7 protein-coding genes and 1 pseudogene are annotated in these 17,120 nt (G+C 63.4%); 7 read left to right on the top strand and 1 reads right to left on the bottom strand.

Translation table 11 applies throughout. The features are described from left to right. The first annotated feature begins 108 nt into the window (after positions 1 to 108). The 7 genes and pseudogenes from leuS (at position 109) to BTO02_RS17855 (ending at position 16,073) form a co-directional block, all read left to right on the top strand. A complete protein-coding gene (leuS, locus tag BTO02_RS17880) occupies positions 109 to 2,703 on the top strand; it encodes a leucine--tRNA ligase (protein ID WP_075158154.1) in 2,595 nt (864 codons plus the stop codon). 100 nt (positions 2,704 to 2,803) lie between these two features. Beyond that, on the top strand, positions 2,804 to 3,355 hold the full coding sequence (locus BTO02_RS17875) for an LPS-assembly lipoprotein LptE (protein ID WP_075158153.1): 552 nt from the start codon (positions 2,804 to 2,806) through the stop codon (positions 3,353 to 3,355). Positions 3,356 to 3,389: 34 nt separating this feature from the next. Beyond that, entirely contained in the window at positions 3,390 to 4,547 is a 1,158-nt protein-coding gene (gene holA / locus BTO02_RS17870; RefSeq protein ID WP_075158152.1) for a DNA polymerase III subunit delta, read from the top strand. 222 nt (positions 4,548 to 4,769) lie between these two features. Next, complete coding sequence (locus BTO02_RS17865; protein ID WP_075158151.1) at positions 4,770 to 6,041, top strand: glutamate-5-semialdehyde dehydrogenase; 1,272 nt, start codon at positions 4,770 to 4,772, stop codon at positions 6,039 to 6,041. 48 nt (positions 6,042 to 6,089) lie between these two features. Next, positions 6,090 to 6,506: a CopD family protein gene (locus tag BTO02_RS17860; protein ID WP_075158150.1), complete on the top strand. Its 417-nt coding sequence runs from the start codon at positions 6,090 to 6,092 to the stop codon at positions 6,504 to 6,506. Positions 6,507 to 7,118: 612 nt separating this feature from the next. Continuing rightward, positions 7,119 to 7,244, top strand: a pseudogene (locus tag BTO02_RS35640) (ESPR domain-containing protein); the annotation flags it as partial. Positions 7,245 to 7,514: 270 nt separating this feature from the next. Beyond that, positions 7,515 to 16,073, top strand: a complete 8,559-nt coding sequence (locus BTO02_RS17855) for a YadA-like family protein (RefSeq protein WP_232243393.1) — start codon at positions 7,515 to 7,517, stop codon at positions 16,071 to 16,073. Between the two features lie 139 nt (positions 16,074 to 16,212). Here BTO02_RS17855 and BTO02_RS17850 read toward each other — a convergent pair whose 3' ends face one another. Next, positions 16,213 to 17,058 (bottom strand): MurR/RpiR family transcriptional regulator, encoded by an 846-nt coding sequence (locus BTO02_RS17850; protein WP_075158148.1) that lies wholly within the window; start codon positions 17,056 to 17,058, stop codon positions 16,213 to 16,215. Positions 17,059 to 17,120 lie beyond the last annotated feature (62 nt).

Here is a 17,120-nt window from a genome sequence, read left to right as displayed (position 1 = left end):
GAACGGTATAATCAGCACTTTCCCCAAAACCCGGGGACCCGACGACATCTGACCCATCCCGAGCACCGGCCCAGTGCCTGCGGACCGACCCAGCGACACCACCCAAACATGCACGAAAAGTACATCCCCTCCGACGTCGAATCCGCCGCACAAGCCCAATGGCGCGCAACCGACGCGTATAAGACGACGGAAACCGCCGATAAGCCCAAGTTCTACTGCGTGTCGATGCTGCCGTATCCGTCGGGCAAGCTGCATATGGGGCACGTGCGCAACTACACGATCAACGACGTGATGTACCGCTATCTGCGGATGAACGGCTACAACACGCTGATGCCGATGGGTTGGGACGCGTTCGGCATGCCGGCGGAAAACGCCGCGATGGCGAACAACGTGCCGCCGGCGAAGTGGACCTACGACAACATCGCCTACATGAAGGGGCAGATGCAGTCGATGGGTCTGGCGATCGACTGGTCGCGCGAGGTCACGACCTGCAAGCCCGACTACTACAAGTGGAACCAGTGGCTGTTCCTGAAGATGCTCGAGAAGGGCATCGCGTACAAGAAAACCGGCACGGTGAACTGGGACCCGGTCGATCAGACGGTGCTCGCGAACGAGCAGGTCATCGACGGCAAGGGCTGGCGTTCCGGCGCCGTCGTCGAGAAGCGCGAAATTCCGATGTACTACATGCGGATCACGCAGTACGCGGACGAGCTGCTGAACGACCTCGAAGGCCTCGGCTGGCCCGAGCGCGTGAAGGTCATGCAGCAGAACTGGATCGGCAAGAGTTTCGGCGTGAACTTCGGCTTCCCGTATGAGCTCGACGGCGAGCAGAAGCTGCTGCGCGTGTTCACCACGCGCGCCGACACGATCATGGGCGTCACGTTCGCCGCGATCGCCGCCGAGCATCCGCTTGCCACGCGCCTCGCGCAGGGCAGGCCCGAACTGCAGGCGTTCATCGACGAATGCAAGCATGGCGGCGTCGCCGAAGCCGACATGGCGACGATGGAAAAGAAAGGCATGGCGACGGGCTTTTACGTCACGCATCCGCTTACGCACGAAAAGGTCGAAGTCTGGATCGGCAACTACGTGCTGATGAGCTACGGCGAAGGCGCGGTGATGGGCGTGCCGGCTCACGACGAGCGCGACTTCGCGTTCGTGAAGAAGTACGGCATTCCGGTGAAGCAGGTGGTGGCAGTCGAAGGCCAGAGCTTTTCAACCGACGCGTGGCAAGAGTGGTACGGCGACAAGGAAAACGGCACGCTGATCAACAGCGGCAAATACGACGGCCTCAACTATTCGCAGGCCGTCGATGCGATCGCGGAAGATCTGAAAGCGCTTGGCGTCGGTGACAAGCAGATTACGTATCGTCTGCGCGACTGGGGTATTTCGCGTCAGCGCTATTGGGGCACGCCGATCCCGATCATCCACTGCCCGACGTGCGGCGATGTGCCGGTGCCCGAGCAGGATCTGCCGGTCGTGCTGCCCGAGGACCTCGTGCCGGACGGCACGGGCAATCCGCTTGCGAAGTCCGAAGCGTTCGTCAACTGCGCGTGCCCGAAGTGCGGCGGCGCCGCAAAGCGCGAAACGGACACGATGGACACGTTCGTCGATTCCGCGTGGTACTTCTACCGCTATGCGGCACCGGACGCGAAGACGATGGTCGACGCGCGCACCGACTACTGGATGCCGATGGACCAGTACATCGGCGGCATCGAGCACGCGATTCTTCACCTGCTGTATTCGCGTTTCTGGGCGAAGGTGTCGCGCGACCTCGGCATCGTCAAGTTCGGCGAGCCCGCCAAGAACCTGCTCACGCAAGGCATGGTGCTCAACGAGACGTTCTATCGCGAAGACAGGTCCGGCAAGAAGACGTGGTACAACCCGGCCGACGTGACCGTCGCGCACGACGACAAGGGGCGTCCGGTCGGCGCGACGCTCAATGCGGACGGCCAGCCGGTCGAGCTCGGCGGCGTCGAGAAGATGTCGAAGTCGAAGAACAACGGCGTCGACCCGCAAGTGCTCATCGATCAATACGGCGCCGATACCGCGCGTCTGTTCACGATGTTCGCGGCGCCGCCCGAACAGCAACTCGAGTGGTCGGGCGCGGGTGTCGAAGGCGCGAGCCGCTTTCTGCGCCGGGTATGGACGTTTGCGCATGCGAATCACGCGGCGCTGCGCGAGCGCGCATCGTTCGACGCATCGCAACTGGCGGACACCGAGAAAACCGTGCGCCGCGAGATTCACAGCGTGCTGAAGCAGGCCGATTTCGACTATCAACGGCTGCAATACAACACCGTCGTCTCGGCCGCGATGAAGATGCTCAACGCGATCGAAGGCGCGCGCAATGCGCAGGCGGCCGTGCTGCGCGAGACGTACGGCATCCTGCTTCGTGTGCTGTATCCGGTGGTGCCGCACCTCACGTTTCAGCTGTGGCAGGAGCTCGGCTACGCGGACGAGTTCGGCGCGTTGCTCGATGCACCGTGGCCGAAGGTCGACGAAAAAGCGCTCGAGCAGGCCGAGATCGAACTCGTGCTGCAGGTAAACGGCAAGGTGCGCGGCGCGCTGATGGTCGCCAGGGACTCGCCGCGCGAAACGATCGAACAGGCGGCGCTCGCGCACGAGATGTTCGCGAAGTTCAGCGAAGGGCGGCCGGCGAAGAAGGTGGTGATCGTGCCGGGCCGGCTCGTCAATATCGTCGCGTGATCGCAGCAAGCGCGAGCGCGGCGCAGGCAACCCGCCGCCTGTGGCGCCCGACGTCGCCTTTCGACGTATGCCAAGAATTAACTGCGAACCAGGAGCCAAAGTGACTCGCAGATCGTTTCTGACGCTAGTGTGCAGCGTAGCGATGCTGTCCGCGTGTGGCTTCCAGCTACGCGGCCAGTCGGACTACGCGTTCAAGCGTCTCGCTATCGCCGGCGCGCCGCCGGCGTTCGCCGCGCGTCTCACGCGCATCGTTCAGGGCGGCAGCGACACCGTCGTCGTCAATTCGCCGGTCAATGCGGACGCGGTTCTTCGCGTGACGGAGTCGCTCGGCAATAGCGTGCTGACGCTGAATTCGCTCGGTGTGGTCGAGGAATATGCGTTGACGTACTCGATCAATTACACGCTGGTCGGATCGGACGGCACCGTGTTGATTCCGTCGAGCGTGATTTCGTTGAATCGCGCGATGACATATAGCGATCAGTTCTCGCAGTCGAAAGCCGCGGAAGCCGACATTCTGTACGCGGACATGCGTAACGACGCGGTCGATCAATTGTGGCGGCGTCTGGCGATCGTGAAGTCGCTGCATCCGGCGCCGGGGCAGGGCGTGCCGGCGGTCGTGCCGCGCGCGCCGCTGCCGCCGCCGCCGCTTTGACCGGTTTCGTCCTCGCTTAACGCTGAATCTGACCATGCAACTGCGACTTGACGCGCTTGAACCGCATCTGGCGAAAGGGCTCGCCGGCCTGTACGTCGTGTACGGCGACGAGCATCTGCTCGCGCAGGAGGCGACCGACCGGATTCGCGCGGCAGCGCGCGCAGCGGGTTTTACGGACCGCAACGTGTTCACGGTCGAGCGCGGTTTCGATTGGAGTTCGCTGTTGGGAGCGAGTCAGTCGATGTCGCTGTTCGGCGACCGGCAACTGGTCGAGCTGCGCATTCCGACGGGCAAGCCCGGCAAGGAAGGCGCCGAAGCGTTGAAGACGCTTGCCGGCGCGGCTAACCCTGACGTGCTGACGCTTGTCACGCTGCCGCGTCTCGATGCGGCGACGCAGAAGGCCGGCTGGTTCACGGCGCTTGCCGATGCCGGCGTGGCGCTGAAGATCGATCCCGTCGAACGCGCGCAGTTGCCGAACTGGATCGGGCAACGGCTTGCGCTCCAGCAGCAGCGTGTGACGCCCGGCGACGAAGGTCGGCGCGCGCTGCAATTCATGGCGGAGCGTGTCGAAGGGAATCTTCTCGCTGCGCATCAGGAGATCCAGAAGCTCGGGCTGCTGTATCCGGCCGGTGTGCTCACGTTCGAGCAGATCCACGATGCGGTTTTGAACGTCGCGCGGTATGACGTGTTCAAGCTCAACGAGGCGATGCTTGCAGGCGATGTGGCACGACTGTCGCGGATGCTCGATGGCCTGCGCGGCGAGGGCGAGGCGGCGGTGCTCGTGCTGTGGGCGGTCGTCGAGGAGATACGGACGCTGCTGCGCATCAAACGTGGCGTCGCGGCGGGCAAGCCGCTCGCGATGCTGCTGCGCGAAAACCGGGTCTGGGGGCCGCGCGAAAGACTGGTCGGGCCGGCGCTGTCGCGCGTCACCGAAAGCGCGCTGGAAAAGGCGCTGGGCCTCGCCGCGAAGCTCGACCGGCAGGTGAAGGGGCTGTCGGGCAGTACGCCGGGACGGCGTCGCGCCGGCGACCCGCCGCCTGATCCGTGGGCGGGGCTGTTCGAGCTGGCAATGACGGTCGCTGCGACGCCGGCGGCAGCGGACAAAAGTGCCCGGCCGGCCAGCGCGGCGCCGCGGATTGCGCCGGGCGGGAGACCGTCGCCGGGCGCCGGTTTCGAGCGGCGGTCGTGGTAGGCGTTCCGGCGGTAATGACTTGCGCGGCGTCGGCGGTAGACGCGGTAACGCGGTCGCTGAGCGCCGATCCACGGCGGTCCGCGGCCGCTGTTCGTGGCCGCGCCGACCGAGCTGCTGCCCGCTCGCAACGCCGCTGCCGACTTACAATCACTCCAACGTTCGCTAACTGACAGCATCCGCGCACTTCGATCTCGAGGCGGCGCGGCACGAAGAGACTTCACCATGGATATCGACCAGTACATGACCGACCTCGGTCGCCGCGCGCGCAAGGCGTCGCGCGCGATGGCGCGGGCGTCGACGGCGGCGAAGAACGCCGCGCTCGAATCGATCGCGTGTGCGATCGAACGCGATGCGGCGTCGCTCAGGAACGCAAATGCACGCGACGTCGCACGCGCCCGCGAAAAAGGACAAGACGCGGCATTTGTCGATCGGCTGACGCTGTCGGACAAGGCGCTGAAAACGATGGTCGAGGGCTTGCGCCAGGTGGCCGCGCTGCCGGATCCGATCGGCGAGATCAGCAACCTCAAGTACCGGCCGAGCGGCATCCAGGTTGGACAGATGCGTGTGCCGCTGGGCGTGATCGGCATCATCTACGAATCGCGGCCGAACGTGACGATCGATGCGGCGGCGCTGTGTTTGAAGTCGGGCAACGCGACCATCCTGCGTGGCGGATCCGAAGCGCTCGAATGCAACACGGCGCTCGCGAAGCTGATCGGCGAAGGGCTCGACGCCGCGGGCTTGCCGCAGGAAGCGGTGCAGGTCGTCGAGACGCCGGACCGCGCCGCGGTGGGCAAGCTGATCACGATGACCGATTACGTCGACGTGATCGTGCCGCGCGGCGGCAAGAGCCTGATTGCGCGGCTGATGGAAGAGGCGCGCGTGCCGATGATCAAGCATCTCGACGGCATTTGCCACGTGTATGTCGACGATCGCGCGGATCTCGCGAAGGCGATGAACGTCTGCGACAACGCGAAGACGCATCGCTACGGCACATGCAACACGATGGAGACACTGCTGGTCGCGCGCGACATCGCACCGGCGATCTTGCCGCGGCTTGGCAAGCTCTATCGCGAGAAAGAGGTCGAGTTACGCGTGGATCGTGCCGCGCGTGCGGTGCTCGAGGCCACAGGTGTCGCGCCGTTGGTCGATGCGACAGAAGAAGACTGGAGTACCGAGTATCTCGCACCGGTTCTCGCGGTCAAGATCGTCGAGGGTCTCGATGAAGCGATCGAGCACATCAATACCTACGGCTCGGCTCACACCGATGCCATCGTGACCGAAGACCACGACCGCGCCATGCGCTTTCTGCGCGAAGTCGATTCGGCGAGCGTGATGGTGAATGCCTCGACGCGTTTTGCCGATGGCTTCGAGTTTGGCCTCGGCGCGGAGATCGGCATTTCTAACGACAAGCTGCACGCGCGCGGTCCCGTGGGGCTGGAGGGCCTGACTTCGCTGAAGTATGTGGTGCTTGGGCACGGCGAAGGACGTCAATGAGTTTGTTGGCTTGATTAATCGACTTCAAACGCAGAACAAGGACTGTCGATGCTCTGGATCAAAACGTTTCACATCGTATTGATCGCTGCATGGTTCGCGGGGCTTTTTTATTTACCGCGAATCTTTGTGAACCTCGCGATGGAGACTGAGCCGGTGGCGATTGCGCGATTGCTCATCATGGCGCGCAAGCTGTTCCGGTTCATGACGCTTATCGCCGTGCCGGCGTTGGCTTGCGGGCTCTGGTTGTGGCTCGCGGTCGGCATCGGCAGCGGGCAAGGCTGGCTTCATGCGAAGCTCGGCGTGGTCGTGCTGCTGGTGATCTATCACGCGTATTGCGGCGTGCTGCTAAAAACCTTCGAACGCGGTGAAAACCGTCGCTCGCATAAATGGTATCGAATGTTCAATGAGCTTCCCGTGCTCGGAATGCTTGCGGCTGTGGCGTTAGTGGTTATCAAACCGTTTTAAGTCAATTTTTGTTGTTCCCAATTGCCGTCGGAAAACGCTATATAAGCTGGCAAATCTGCTTTAGCGTTTTCTGACGCCCGTCAGAAGTTCCTCTGATTTCTCCATATTCAGGTTGACGAACGTCAAGGCGTTTATTCGCCTGCCTGATTGACCTTTCAATTAAATTTCAATTGCTGTTTTGACGTCGATGTGCCACAGCGTTTCTGGCCGAGCGACGGTGCGGGCGCTCGCGCCGGTGGCTGACGTAAGCCGTGCCATTACGGGCTGTCGGCGAATGCCAATGCGCCTTTTGTCCTACTTCTCCTGCCTTCGTCCGAAGCTTACAAAAGCCTATTCGGAGTTGTCCGATATTCCCTTAAGAGCGTGTCCCATAAAGTTCATCTCGCGGTAGATGGGCTGGGCAGATTCTCTCTCTTCTCAAATTTCTCCTGTCCCACCTCCCGGCTTCGGCCGATTGACACGCGACAGTGGTTCACGAGTTTTCGTGTCCCGAGGCCGGTCTGAAGTGTCCATTTTTTTCTTTGGCTAATGGCTCCGATTACTCGGCGCCGCGGGATGTTTTTGCGTCTTTTCTAGCTGCAAAGGTTATTCCGAGATATTTAGGATTGTGCGATGAATAAGGCTTATCGGTCGGTTTGGAATGAATCCACTGGGACGTGGATGGCGGTGCAGGAGAATGCGAAGGGACGTGGTAAGTCCGTCAGTAAAGTGGCTTCGGTAGCCGTTGCGGCTGTTGTTTCGGGATTGGCTGCGCAAGATGGTAGCGCGGCGATGATCTTCAACAATCAGCCGGGCACCGGATGCTACGTGGTCGCCGACTCTTATAGTAGAACTGGTAGCGGCACGGGCGGGCAATGCGGTGTCGGTTCCGCAGGCGCCAACACGGTTGCGACTGGACAAGCCTACGGGAACGCTCCCGGCTCCGCTCCGCTCGGTAGTGCCGACATCCTTGTTTACAGTTCGACGTCCCTGGCGGGGAAGGACAGCAATATCGATTCAGAGGATTCCATGAGTATGTCCGGTTATCTGGACGTGTGGAAGACCGCGACGTTCCACGGCGGCGTAGATCTGAAGGGCAATACGATCAGCAATTTGGCAAATGGTTCGGCCGACGGAGACGCGGTGAATGTTGCGCAGTTGAAAGCAGCTGGCCTGAACGTCGACACGTCGGGCAACGTGACGGGCGCGTTCGTCGCGTACGACGATACGGCGAAGGGTAAGATTACTTTGGCCGGCGGCACGGCCGGCACGGCGATTACCAATGTGAAGGCCGGTGCACTGAGCGCCTCCAGCACGGACGCGGTGAACGGCGCGCAGCTCTATGGAACGGCAAGCAGCACCGCAGCGGCACTGGGCGGCAATTCGTCGGTAAACACGGACGGCACGATCAGGAAGCCGAGTTACAACGTGGCGGGCAGCACGTATAGCGACGTTGGTTCGGCCCTCGCGGCAGTCGATGCGAAGGCGGGCAGCGGTTCGATCGATGGCATCAAATACGACTCGTCGGCGCACGACAAGGTCACGTTCAGCGGCACGAAGGGTACGACGCTGTCGAACGTGAACGCCGGCTCGGCGGACAAGGACGCGGTCAACGTGGCGCAGCTGAAGGCAGCGGGCCTGAACGTCGACACGTCCGGCAACGTGGCGAATTCGTTCGTCGCCTACGACGACACGACGAAGGGCAAGATTACGCTCGCAGGCGGCACGGCCGGCACGACCATCACGAACGTGAAGGCCGGTGCATTGAGCGCATCGAGCACAGACGCCGTCAACGGCTCGCAGCTGTTCGCAACGAACGCAAACGTCACGAACGTGACGAATACGGTGAACAGCATCACCAACGGCGGCGGAATCAAGTATTTCCACGTGAACTCCACGGCTGCCGACTCCAGCGCCAGTTCTGCCGGCGACATTGCCATTGGGGCCAACGCCTCGGCAAGCCGCGCCGGTTACAACGCGCAGGGCAACTCCATCGGTATCGGTACGAATGCGGCCGGACAAGGTATCAACTCCATCGCCATTGGTAACGGCGCTTCGACCAACACCGGCGCGCTGTATACGGGCGCCAGCTCGATTGCCATGGGCGCAGGCTCGTTTTCGGAAGGCAGCGGCGCAATCGCTATCGGCAATGGAAGCAACGCAGGTTTTGCAAGCGGCGTTGACACGAACGCCGTAGCGCTGGGTACGAGCGCCTACGCCAAGAGCTCTTCCTCGACCGCGTTGGGTGCCAACGCCTCGGTGAAGGCGAGCAACAGCACGGCTGTCGGTACGAGCGCAAGCGCGACCGGTGCCAACGCTGTGGCATTGGGTGCGAGCTCGGTGGCGGATCGCGACAATTCGGTGTCGGTAGGTTCCACGTCAACGCAGCGCCAGATCGTGAACATGGCCAAGGGCACGGCCGATACGGATGCGGTGAACGTCTCGCAACTCAAGGGCGTGGCGACGGCACTCGGCGGCGGCGCGGCGGTGAATGCGGACGGCACGATCAAGGCGCCGACGTACACGGTGCAAGGCCAGACGAAGAACGACGTAGGTTCGGCCCTGGCCGCAATCGACACGGCGACGACCGGCAATACGACGTCGATCACGAACCTGACGAACAACATCAACAACGGGGCAGTTGGCCTCGTCCAGCAGGATGCGACGAGCAAAGCGATCACGGTGGCGAAGGCGACCGCCGGCACGACGGTGGACTTCACCGGTACGGCGGGTACACGTCAGCTGAAGGGCGTCTCGAAAGGCACGGCCGATACCGATGCGGTGAACCTGGCGCAGCTGAAGGCCGCAGGCCTGAACGTCGATACATCGGGCAACGTGACAGGCGCGTTCGTATCGTACGACGATGCCACGAAGGGCAAGATCACGCTCGCAGGGGGCACAGCCGGCACGACGATCACGAACCTGAAGGCGGGCGCAATCAGCGCGACCAGCAAGGACGCAGTCAACGGTTCGCAACTCTACTCACTGGCGTCGAGCGAAGCAGCCGCACTCGGCGGCGGCTCGGTCGTCAACGCGGACGGCAGCATCTCCAAGCCGACGTACACGGTCGATGGCAAGTCAGTCAACGGCGTTGACGGTGCGGTTAGCGCACTCGACACGCGCATCACCGACGCCACGTCTTCGAATGCGCAAATCTCCGATAAGCTCAAGTACGTGAAGTTCGGCCAAACCAGTGCGATGGACGCAACCGCGTCCGGCCAGGACGCAGTCGCAATCGGCGGCTACGCCCAGGCAATTGGCGACAACACGCTGGCGATCGGTTCGCAATCCCGCGCCATGGGTACGAACTCCGTGGCCATCGGCTACGGCTCGTCAACCACGCAAGCCAACACTTTCGCAGTCGGCTCGAGCACGTCCAAGCGCCGCATCGTGAACGTTGCAGACGCAACCGGCGTCAGCGACGCGGTCACGCTCGGCCAGATGAACACGGCCATCGGCGCGGCGATCACGAGCTCGGGTGTGAAGAACAACGGCATGCTCGGTGCCTCGACGATGCTGCTCGGCGCGACGCAGTCCAGCAAGACGCCGGATCAACTGATCGTCTCGGGCCCGACAACCCTGTCGACCCCGACCGACGCACTCGGCAAGAACGGCATCGCCATGGGCCTGAACGCGCATGCCAACGCCGACAACGCGGTCGCAGCCGGTCAGAACGTCAGCGTGCTGGGTTCGAACGGCGTCGCAGTCGGCCAGAACATCGCGGTCGGCGCGGACTCCGCCGTCGGCATCGGTGTCGGCACGTCGGTCGCTTCCGAGAACGCCGTCGCAATCGGTAGCAACGGCACCGAAGTCAACACCGGCGCGGCGAACGCCGTCGCAATCGGTAGCGGCGTGTCGGTCGGCGGTCAGAACTCGGTCGGCATCGGCAGCAACATCGTCGTCGGTACCGCGAACAGCGTGGTGCTGGGCGCGAACAGCTCGGACGACAACCGTGCGAACACGGTATCGGTCGGTTCGTCGGCAGTGCCGGGCATGGGCACGTCGCTCGTGCGTCGCCAGGTCATCAACGTGGCGGCCGGTACGCAAGACTACGATGCGGTCAACGTGTCGCAGTTGAAGGGCGTGACCTCGACGCTCGGCGGCGGCGCAGGCGTGAACACGGACGGCTCGATCAAGAAGCCGAGCTATACGGTCGCAGGCGGTACGTACACGGATGTCGGTTCGGCACTTGCGGCAGTCGATACCAAGGCCGGTACCGGCTCGGTCGACGCGGTCAAGTACGACAGCTCCGCGCACAACAAGGTCACGTTCAGCGGCACGAGCGGTACGACGCTGACGAACGTGAACGCAGGCACGGCGGACAAGGATGCCGTGAACGTGGCGCAGCTCAAGGCAGCGGGTCTGAACATCGACACGTCGGGCAATGCCACGAACTCGTTCGTCGCCTACGACGACACGACGATGGGCAAGGTCACGCTCGGCGGCGGCACGGCCGGCACGACCATCACGAACGTGAAGGCCGGCGCACTGAGCGCCTCCAGCACGGACGCGGTGAATGGCGCGCAGCTGTACGCGACGAACCAGAACGTGAGCTCGATCAACACGCAGATCACGAACATCAACGGCAAGATGGCCGATGCGGTGATGTACGACTCGTCGTCGCACGACAAGGTCACGCTCGGCGGCGGCACGGCCGGCACGACCATCGCCAACCTGAAGGCGGGCAAGGCTGACACGGACGCCGTGAACCTCGCGCAACTGAAAGCGGCGGGCTTGAACGTCGATACGTCGGGCAACGTCACGAATTCGTTCGTCGCCTACGACGACACGTCGATGGGCAAGGTCACGCTCGGCGGCGGCTCCGCCGGCACAACCATCACGAACGTGAAGGCCGGTGCACTGAGCGCCTCCAGCACGGACGCCGTGAATGGCGCGCAGCTGTACGCGACGAACCAGAACGTGAGCTCGATCAACACGCAGATCACGAACATCAACGGCAAGATGGCCGATGCGGTGATGTACGACTCGTCGTCGCACGACAAGGTCACGCTCGGCGGCGGCACGGCCGGCACGACCATCGCCAACCTGAAGGCGGGCAAGGCTGACACGGACGCCGTGAACCTCGCGCAACTGAAAGCGGCGGGCCTGAACGTCGATACGTCGGGCAACGTCACGAACTCGTTTGTCGCCTACGACGACACGTCGATGGGTAAGGTCACGCTCGGCGGCGGCACGGCCGGCACGACCATCACCAACGTGAAGGCGGGTGCGGTTACTTCGACGAGCAAGGACGCGATCAACGGCTCGCAGCTGTACGGCACGGCAAGCAGCACGGCGGCAGCGCTCGGCGGCGGTTCATCGGTGGACGCGAACGGCAAGATCACCAAGCCGACCTATAACGTGGCTGGCAGCACATACGGCGATGTCGGCTCGGCGCTGGCAGCGGTAGATGCGAAGGCGGCATCGGGCTCGGTCGACGGCGTGAAGTACGACTCGTCGGCGCACGATACGGTGACGTTCAGCGGCACCAGCGGCACGAAGCTGTCGAACGTAACGGCCGGTACGGCCGACACGGATGCGGTCAACCTCGCGCAACTGAAGGCGGCAGGCCTGAACGTCGATACGTCGGGCAACGTGACGAACTCGTTCGTCGCCTACGACGACACGACGATGGGCAAGGTCACGCTCGGCGGCGGCACGGCCGGCACGACCATCACCAACGTGAAGGCGGGCGCAGTCAGCTCGACGAGCAAGGATGCGATCAACGGCTCGCAGCTGTACAGCGAAGCGAATAGCATCGCCACGGCACTCGGCGGCGGCGCGGCAGTGAACACGGACGGCACGATCAAGGCGCCGACGTACACGGTCCAGGGCCAGACGAAGAGCGACGTGGGTTCGGCGCTGGCCGCAATCGACACGGCGACGACCGGCAACACGACGTCGATCACGAATCTGACGAACAACATCAACAACGGCAAGATCGGGCTGGTCCAGCAGGATGCGGCCACCAAGACGATCACGGTGGCGAAGGCAACCGACGGCACGACGGTGGACTTCACCGGCACCGCGGGCGCGCGTCAGCTGAAGGGCGTGTCGGCAGGCAAGGCGGATACCGACGCAGTCAACATGGCGCAGCTCAAGGCAGCGGGCCTGAACGTCGATACATCGGGCAACGTGACGAACTCGTTCGTCGCCTACGACGACTCGACGAAGGGCACGATCACGCTCGCAGGCGGCACCGCGGGCACGACGATCACGAATCTGAAAGCGGGCGCAGTCGGCGCAAGCAGCACGGACGCGATCAACGGTTCGCAGTTGTACTCGCTCGCTTCCAGCGAAGCGGCGGCATTCGGCGGCGGCTCGACGGTCAACGCGGACGGCACGATCTCCATGCCTGAGTACACGGTCGGCGGCAAGACGGTCGATGGCGTCGACGGCGCGGTGACCGCGCTCGACACGCGCATCACCGACATGTCGTCGGCGATGACGGAAATCACGCCGAAGCTGAAGTACATCAAGTTCGGCGACACCAACGCGCTCGACGCCACGGCAGCAGGCGCAGACGCAGTGGCGATCGGCGGTTTTGCCCAGGCAATGGGCGACGGTGCTCTCGCAATCGGCGCAAACGCGCGTGCAATGGCGACGAACTCGGTCGCGATCGGCTACGGTTCGTCGACGTCGCAAGCGAACACGTTCGCAGTCGGTTCGACGACGAGCAAGCGCCGTATCGTGAACGTCGCGGACGGTACCAGCATCAGCGACGCAGTGACGGTCGGCCAGATGAATACGGCCATCGGCGCGGCGATCACGAGCGCCGGTGTGAAGAACAACGGCATGCTCGGCGCCTCGACGATGCTGCTCGGTGCGACGTCCAGCAAGACGCCGGATCAGCTGATCGTGTCCGGCCCGACGACGCTGTCTACGCCGACCGATGCACTCGGCAAGAACGCAATCGCCATGGGCCTGAACGCGCATGCCAATGCGGACAACGCAGTGGCAGCGGGCCAGAACGTCAGCGTGCTCGGTTCGAACGGCGTCGCGGTCGGCCAGAACATCGCGGTCGGTGCGGACTCCGCCGTCGGAATCGGTTCGACGGTGTCGGCGGCTTCGATCAACTCGGTGGCGATCGGCAGCAACGGCACCGAAGTGAACACGGGTTCGGACAACTCGGTCGCGATCGGTAGCAACGTGTCGATCGGCGGCAAGAACACGGTCGGTATCGGCAGCAACATCGTCGCCGGCACGGAAGGCAGCGTGGTGCTGGGCGCGAACAGCTCGGACGACAACCGTGCGAACACGGTATCGGTCGGTTCGTCGGCAGTGCCGGGCATGGGCACGTCGCTCGTGCGTCGCCAGGTCATCAACGTGGCGGCCGGTACGCAGGACTACGACGCGGTCAACGTATCGCAGTTGAAGGGCGTGACCTCGACGCTCGGCGGCGGTGCAGGCGTGAACACGGATGGTTCGATCAAGAAGCCGAGCTATACCGTGGCAGGCAGCACCTATAGCGACGTCGGTTCCGCTCTCGCGGCAGTCGATGCAAAGGCGGCGACCGGTTCGGTCGACGGCGTGAAGTACGACTCGTCGGCGCACGACAAGGTCACGTTCAGCGGCACGAGCGGCACGACGCTGTCGAACGTGAACGCCGGTTCGGCGGACACGGATGCCGTGAACGTTGCGCAACTGAAGGCAGCGGGTCTGAATATCGACACGTCGGGCACGGTGACGAACTCGTTCGTCGCCTACGACGACGCGACGAAGACCAAGATCACGATGGCCGGCGGTACGGCGGGCACGACGATCACCAACGTGAAGGCAGGCGACCTGAGCGCCTCCAGCACGGACGCCGTGAATGGCGCGCAGCTCTACGCGACGAACCAGAATGTGAGCTCGCTCACGACGCAGATCACGAACATCAACGGCAAGATGGCTGATGCGGTGATGTACGACTCGTCGGCGCACGACAAGGTCACGCTCGGTGGCGGTACCGCGGGCACGACGATCACGAACGTGAAGGCAGGCGGCATCAGCGCAGCCAGCACGGACGCGGTCAACGGTTCGCAGCTGTACGGGACGGCGAGCAGCACCGCAGCGGCACTGGGCGGCAATTCGTCGGTGAACGCGGACGGCACGATCAGGAAGCCGAGCTACAACGTGGCAGGCAGCACGTATAGCGACGTCGGTTCGGCCCTCGCGGCAGTCGATGCGAAGGCGGCGACCGGTTCGGTCGATGGCATCAAGTACGACACATCGGCGCACGACAAGGTCACGTTCAGCGGCACGAACGGCACGACGCTGTCGAACGTGAACGCCGGCTCGGCCGACAAGGACGCGGTCAACGTGGCGCAGCTGAAGGCAGCGGGTCTGAACATCGACACCTCCGGCAATGTGACGAACTCGTTCGTCTCGTACGACGACGCAACGAAGGGCAAGATCACGCTCGGCGGCGGCACGGCCGGCACGACGATCGCGAACGTGAAGGCCGGCGCGGTGAACGCGACCAGCAAGGACGCGGTCAACGGCTCGCAGCTGTACAACGTGGCCAACAGCACGGCGACGGCGCTGGGCGGCGGCTCGACGGTCAATGCGGACGGCTCGATCTCGGCTCCGACGTACTCGCTGAACGAAGGCTCGACGAAGGTTCATACGGTCGGCGACGCGATCAGCAACCTTGATGGCCGTGTCACGCAGAACACCGGTGACATTACCGACATCAAGAACACGCTGATCGACGGCGGTGTGATCGACGGCTCGACGGGCAAATCGCTCGCCGTGGTGTACGACAACGCGGACAAGGACTCGGTGACGTTCGGCGGCAAGGGTACAACGGCTCCGGTCGCGCTGCATAACGTGGCCGCGGGTGTAGCGGATACGGACGCCGTGAACATGTCGCAATTGAACGCGACGAACACGCGCATCGACAATATCAACTACAACATGGGCAACATCGGCGATGCCGTGATGTACGACTCGTCGACGCATGATCGCCTGACGCTGGGCGGCCTTGCTGGCGGCACGATGACGGCGCCGGTGATTCTCACCAACGTCGCGGACGGCACGAGCAAGTACGATGCGGTGAACTTCGGACAGTTGTCCGCGCTGCAAGGTCAGGTCACGAACCTCGACAACCGCGTGACGGTCGTCGAAGGCCAGGTGATCAACCAGGGCGGTGGCGGCGGTAGCTGGAACAACGACGCAGGTGGCAAGAAAATCACCAACGTCGCGGCCGGCACCGAAACGACCGATGCGGTCAACGTCGGTCAGTTGAACGACGCAGTCGCAGACGCGCATAACTACACGGACTCGCGCGTCGGCGATCTGCCGGACGGCATGACGGCGAAGGACTACACCGACCAGAGCATGAAGTCGATGCAGTCGCAGGTGAACTCCGTCGCGAAGAATGCCTACGGCGGTATCGCCGCGGCAACCGCGCTGACGATGATTCCGGACGTCGATCAGGGCAAGACGATCGCGGTCGGCGTCGGCACCGGCAACTACAAGGGCTATCAGGCTGTCGCGCTCGGCGCTTCGGCTCGCATCACGCAGAACCTGAAGGTGAAGATTGGTGCAGGTATGGCCCCGGGCAACGGCACGACGATCGGTGCAGGTGCTTCGTACCAGTGGTAAGTGGTAGGCGCAAGAGCGGTGCAGTCATGGCCGCTCGAGCGCGGATCGCACGATCAGCGTAGTTATTTTTGCAGTAGATGGTCAAAAGGGCTCCTTCAGGAGCCCTTTTTTATTGCGTCGTCGCCGCGCGATGCGGCACTTATCCTTCCGGACCGATCCGCCTGCGCGTAATCAGATCCTTCGCGCCCGCCAGTTTCTCCGCCAGATCCGGCCCGCGCTGCAGCGCCACGCCGACCGCCAGAATGTCGCCGATCGCCAGATGCGAGGTGCGCGACGTCATCGGCGAAAAAATATCCGTGTCTTCGTCGACGTTTGCGAAGAGTCCGATCGACGCAATCCGCGCGAGCGGCGAATTGCCGTGCGTGACTGCGATCACTTTCGCGCCTGCGGCAAGCGCGGATTTCGCTGCGTCGATGATGTCGCGCGTGCGGCCCGTGTTCGATATCGCGACCACGACGTCGCCTTTGCCGAGAAGCGCCGCCGACATCAGAAAAGTATGCGGATCCGAATAGGCAACGCTCGGCATGCCGAGCCGGAAGAATTTGTGCTGCATATCGAGTGCGGCGACGCCCGAGCCGCCGGCACCGTAGAACTCGATCCGGCGCGCATTCGCGAGCACGTCGATTGCCGCCGCGACGCTATCCGTCGACAGATTGTTGCGCACCTGGATCAGCGCGCCGATCGTACGGTCGAGCACTTTCGCGGCGACCCCCGGTGCCGGTTCGTCGGGCCGCACGTCGCGATAGACAGCGGGCACGTCGGCTGCAATTCCTTGTGCGAGCCGGATCTTGAACTCGCGGAAGCCCGAAAAGCCGAGTGCGTGGCAAAAGCGCGCGATGGTCGGCTGACTCACGCCCGCGCGTGCCGCGACCTCGGTCATCGACAGGTCGAGGACCTCGCGCGGCGCCTCGATCACGTAGTCGGCGAGCTTGCGTTCGGATGGGCGCAACTGGTCGCGCATCGCTTCCACCTGGGACAACATCATCGGAGAACTCGCACTATGCTGAAGAAACGAATGGACTATAGCTGATCAGCAGATTAGGTACA

It is taken from the genome of Paraburkholderia sp. SOS3 (assembly GCF_001922345.1).
Classification (GTDB): domain Bacteria; phylum Pseudomonadota; class Gammaproteobacteria; order Burkholderiales; family Burkholderiaceae; genus Paraburkholderia.
This window is presented reverse-complemented; position numbering and strand designations above follow the sequence as displayed.

What these genes read in the sequence shown, in the direction of transcription:
- BTO02_RS17860 (WP_075158150.1), top strand. Translation starts at nt 6,090, where the DNA reads ATGCTCTGGATCAAAACGTTTCACATCGTATTGATCGCTGCATGGTTC.
- BTO02_RS17855 (WP_232243393.1), top strand. Translation starts at nt 7,515, where the DNA reads ATGAGTATGTCCGGTTATCTGGACGTGTGGAAGACCGCGACGTTCCAC.
- BTO02_RS17850 (WP_075158148.1), bottom strand. Translation starts at nt 17,058, where the DNA reads ATGATGTTGTCCCAGGTGGAAGCGATGCGCGACCAGTTGCGCCCATCC.
- BTO02_RS17865 (WP_075158151.1), top strand. Translation starts at nt 4,770, where the DNA reads ATGGATATCGACCAGTACATGACCGACCTCGGTCGCCGCGCGCGCAAG.
- holA (WP_075158152.1), top strand. Translation starts at nt 3,390, where the DNA reads ATGCAACTGCGACTTGACGCGCTTGAACCGCATCTGGCGAAAGGGCTC.
- leuS (WP_075158154.1), top strand. Translation starts at nt 109, where the DNA reads ATGCACGAAAAGTACATCCCCTCCGACGTCGAATCCGCCGCACAAGCC.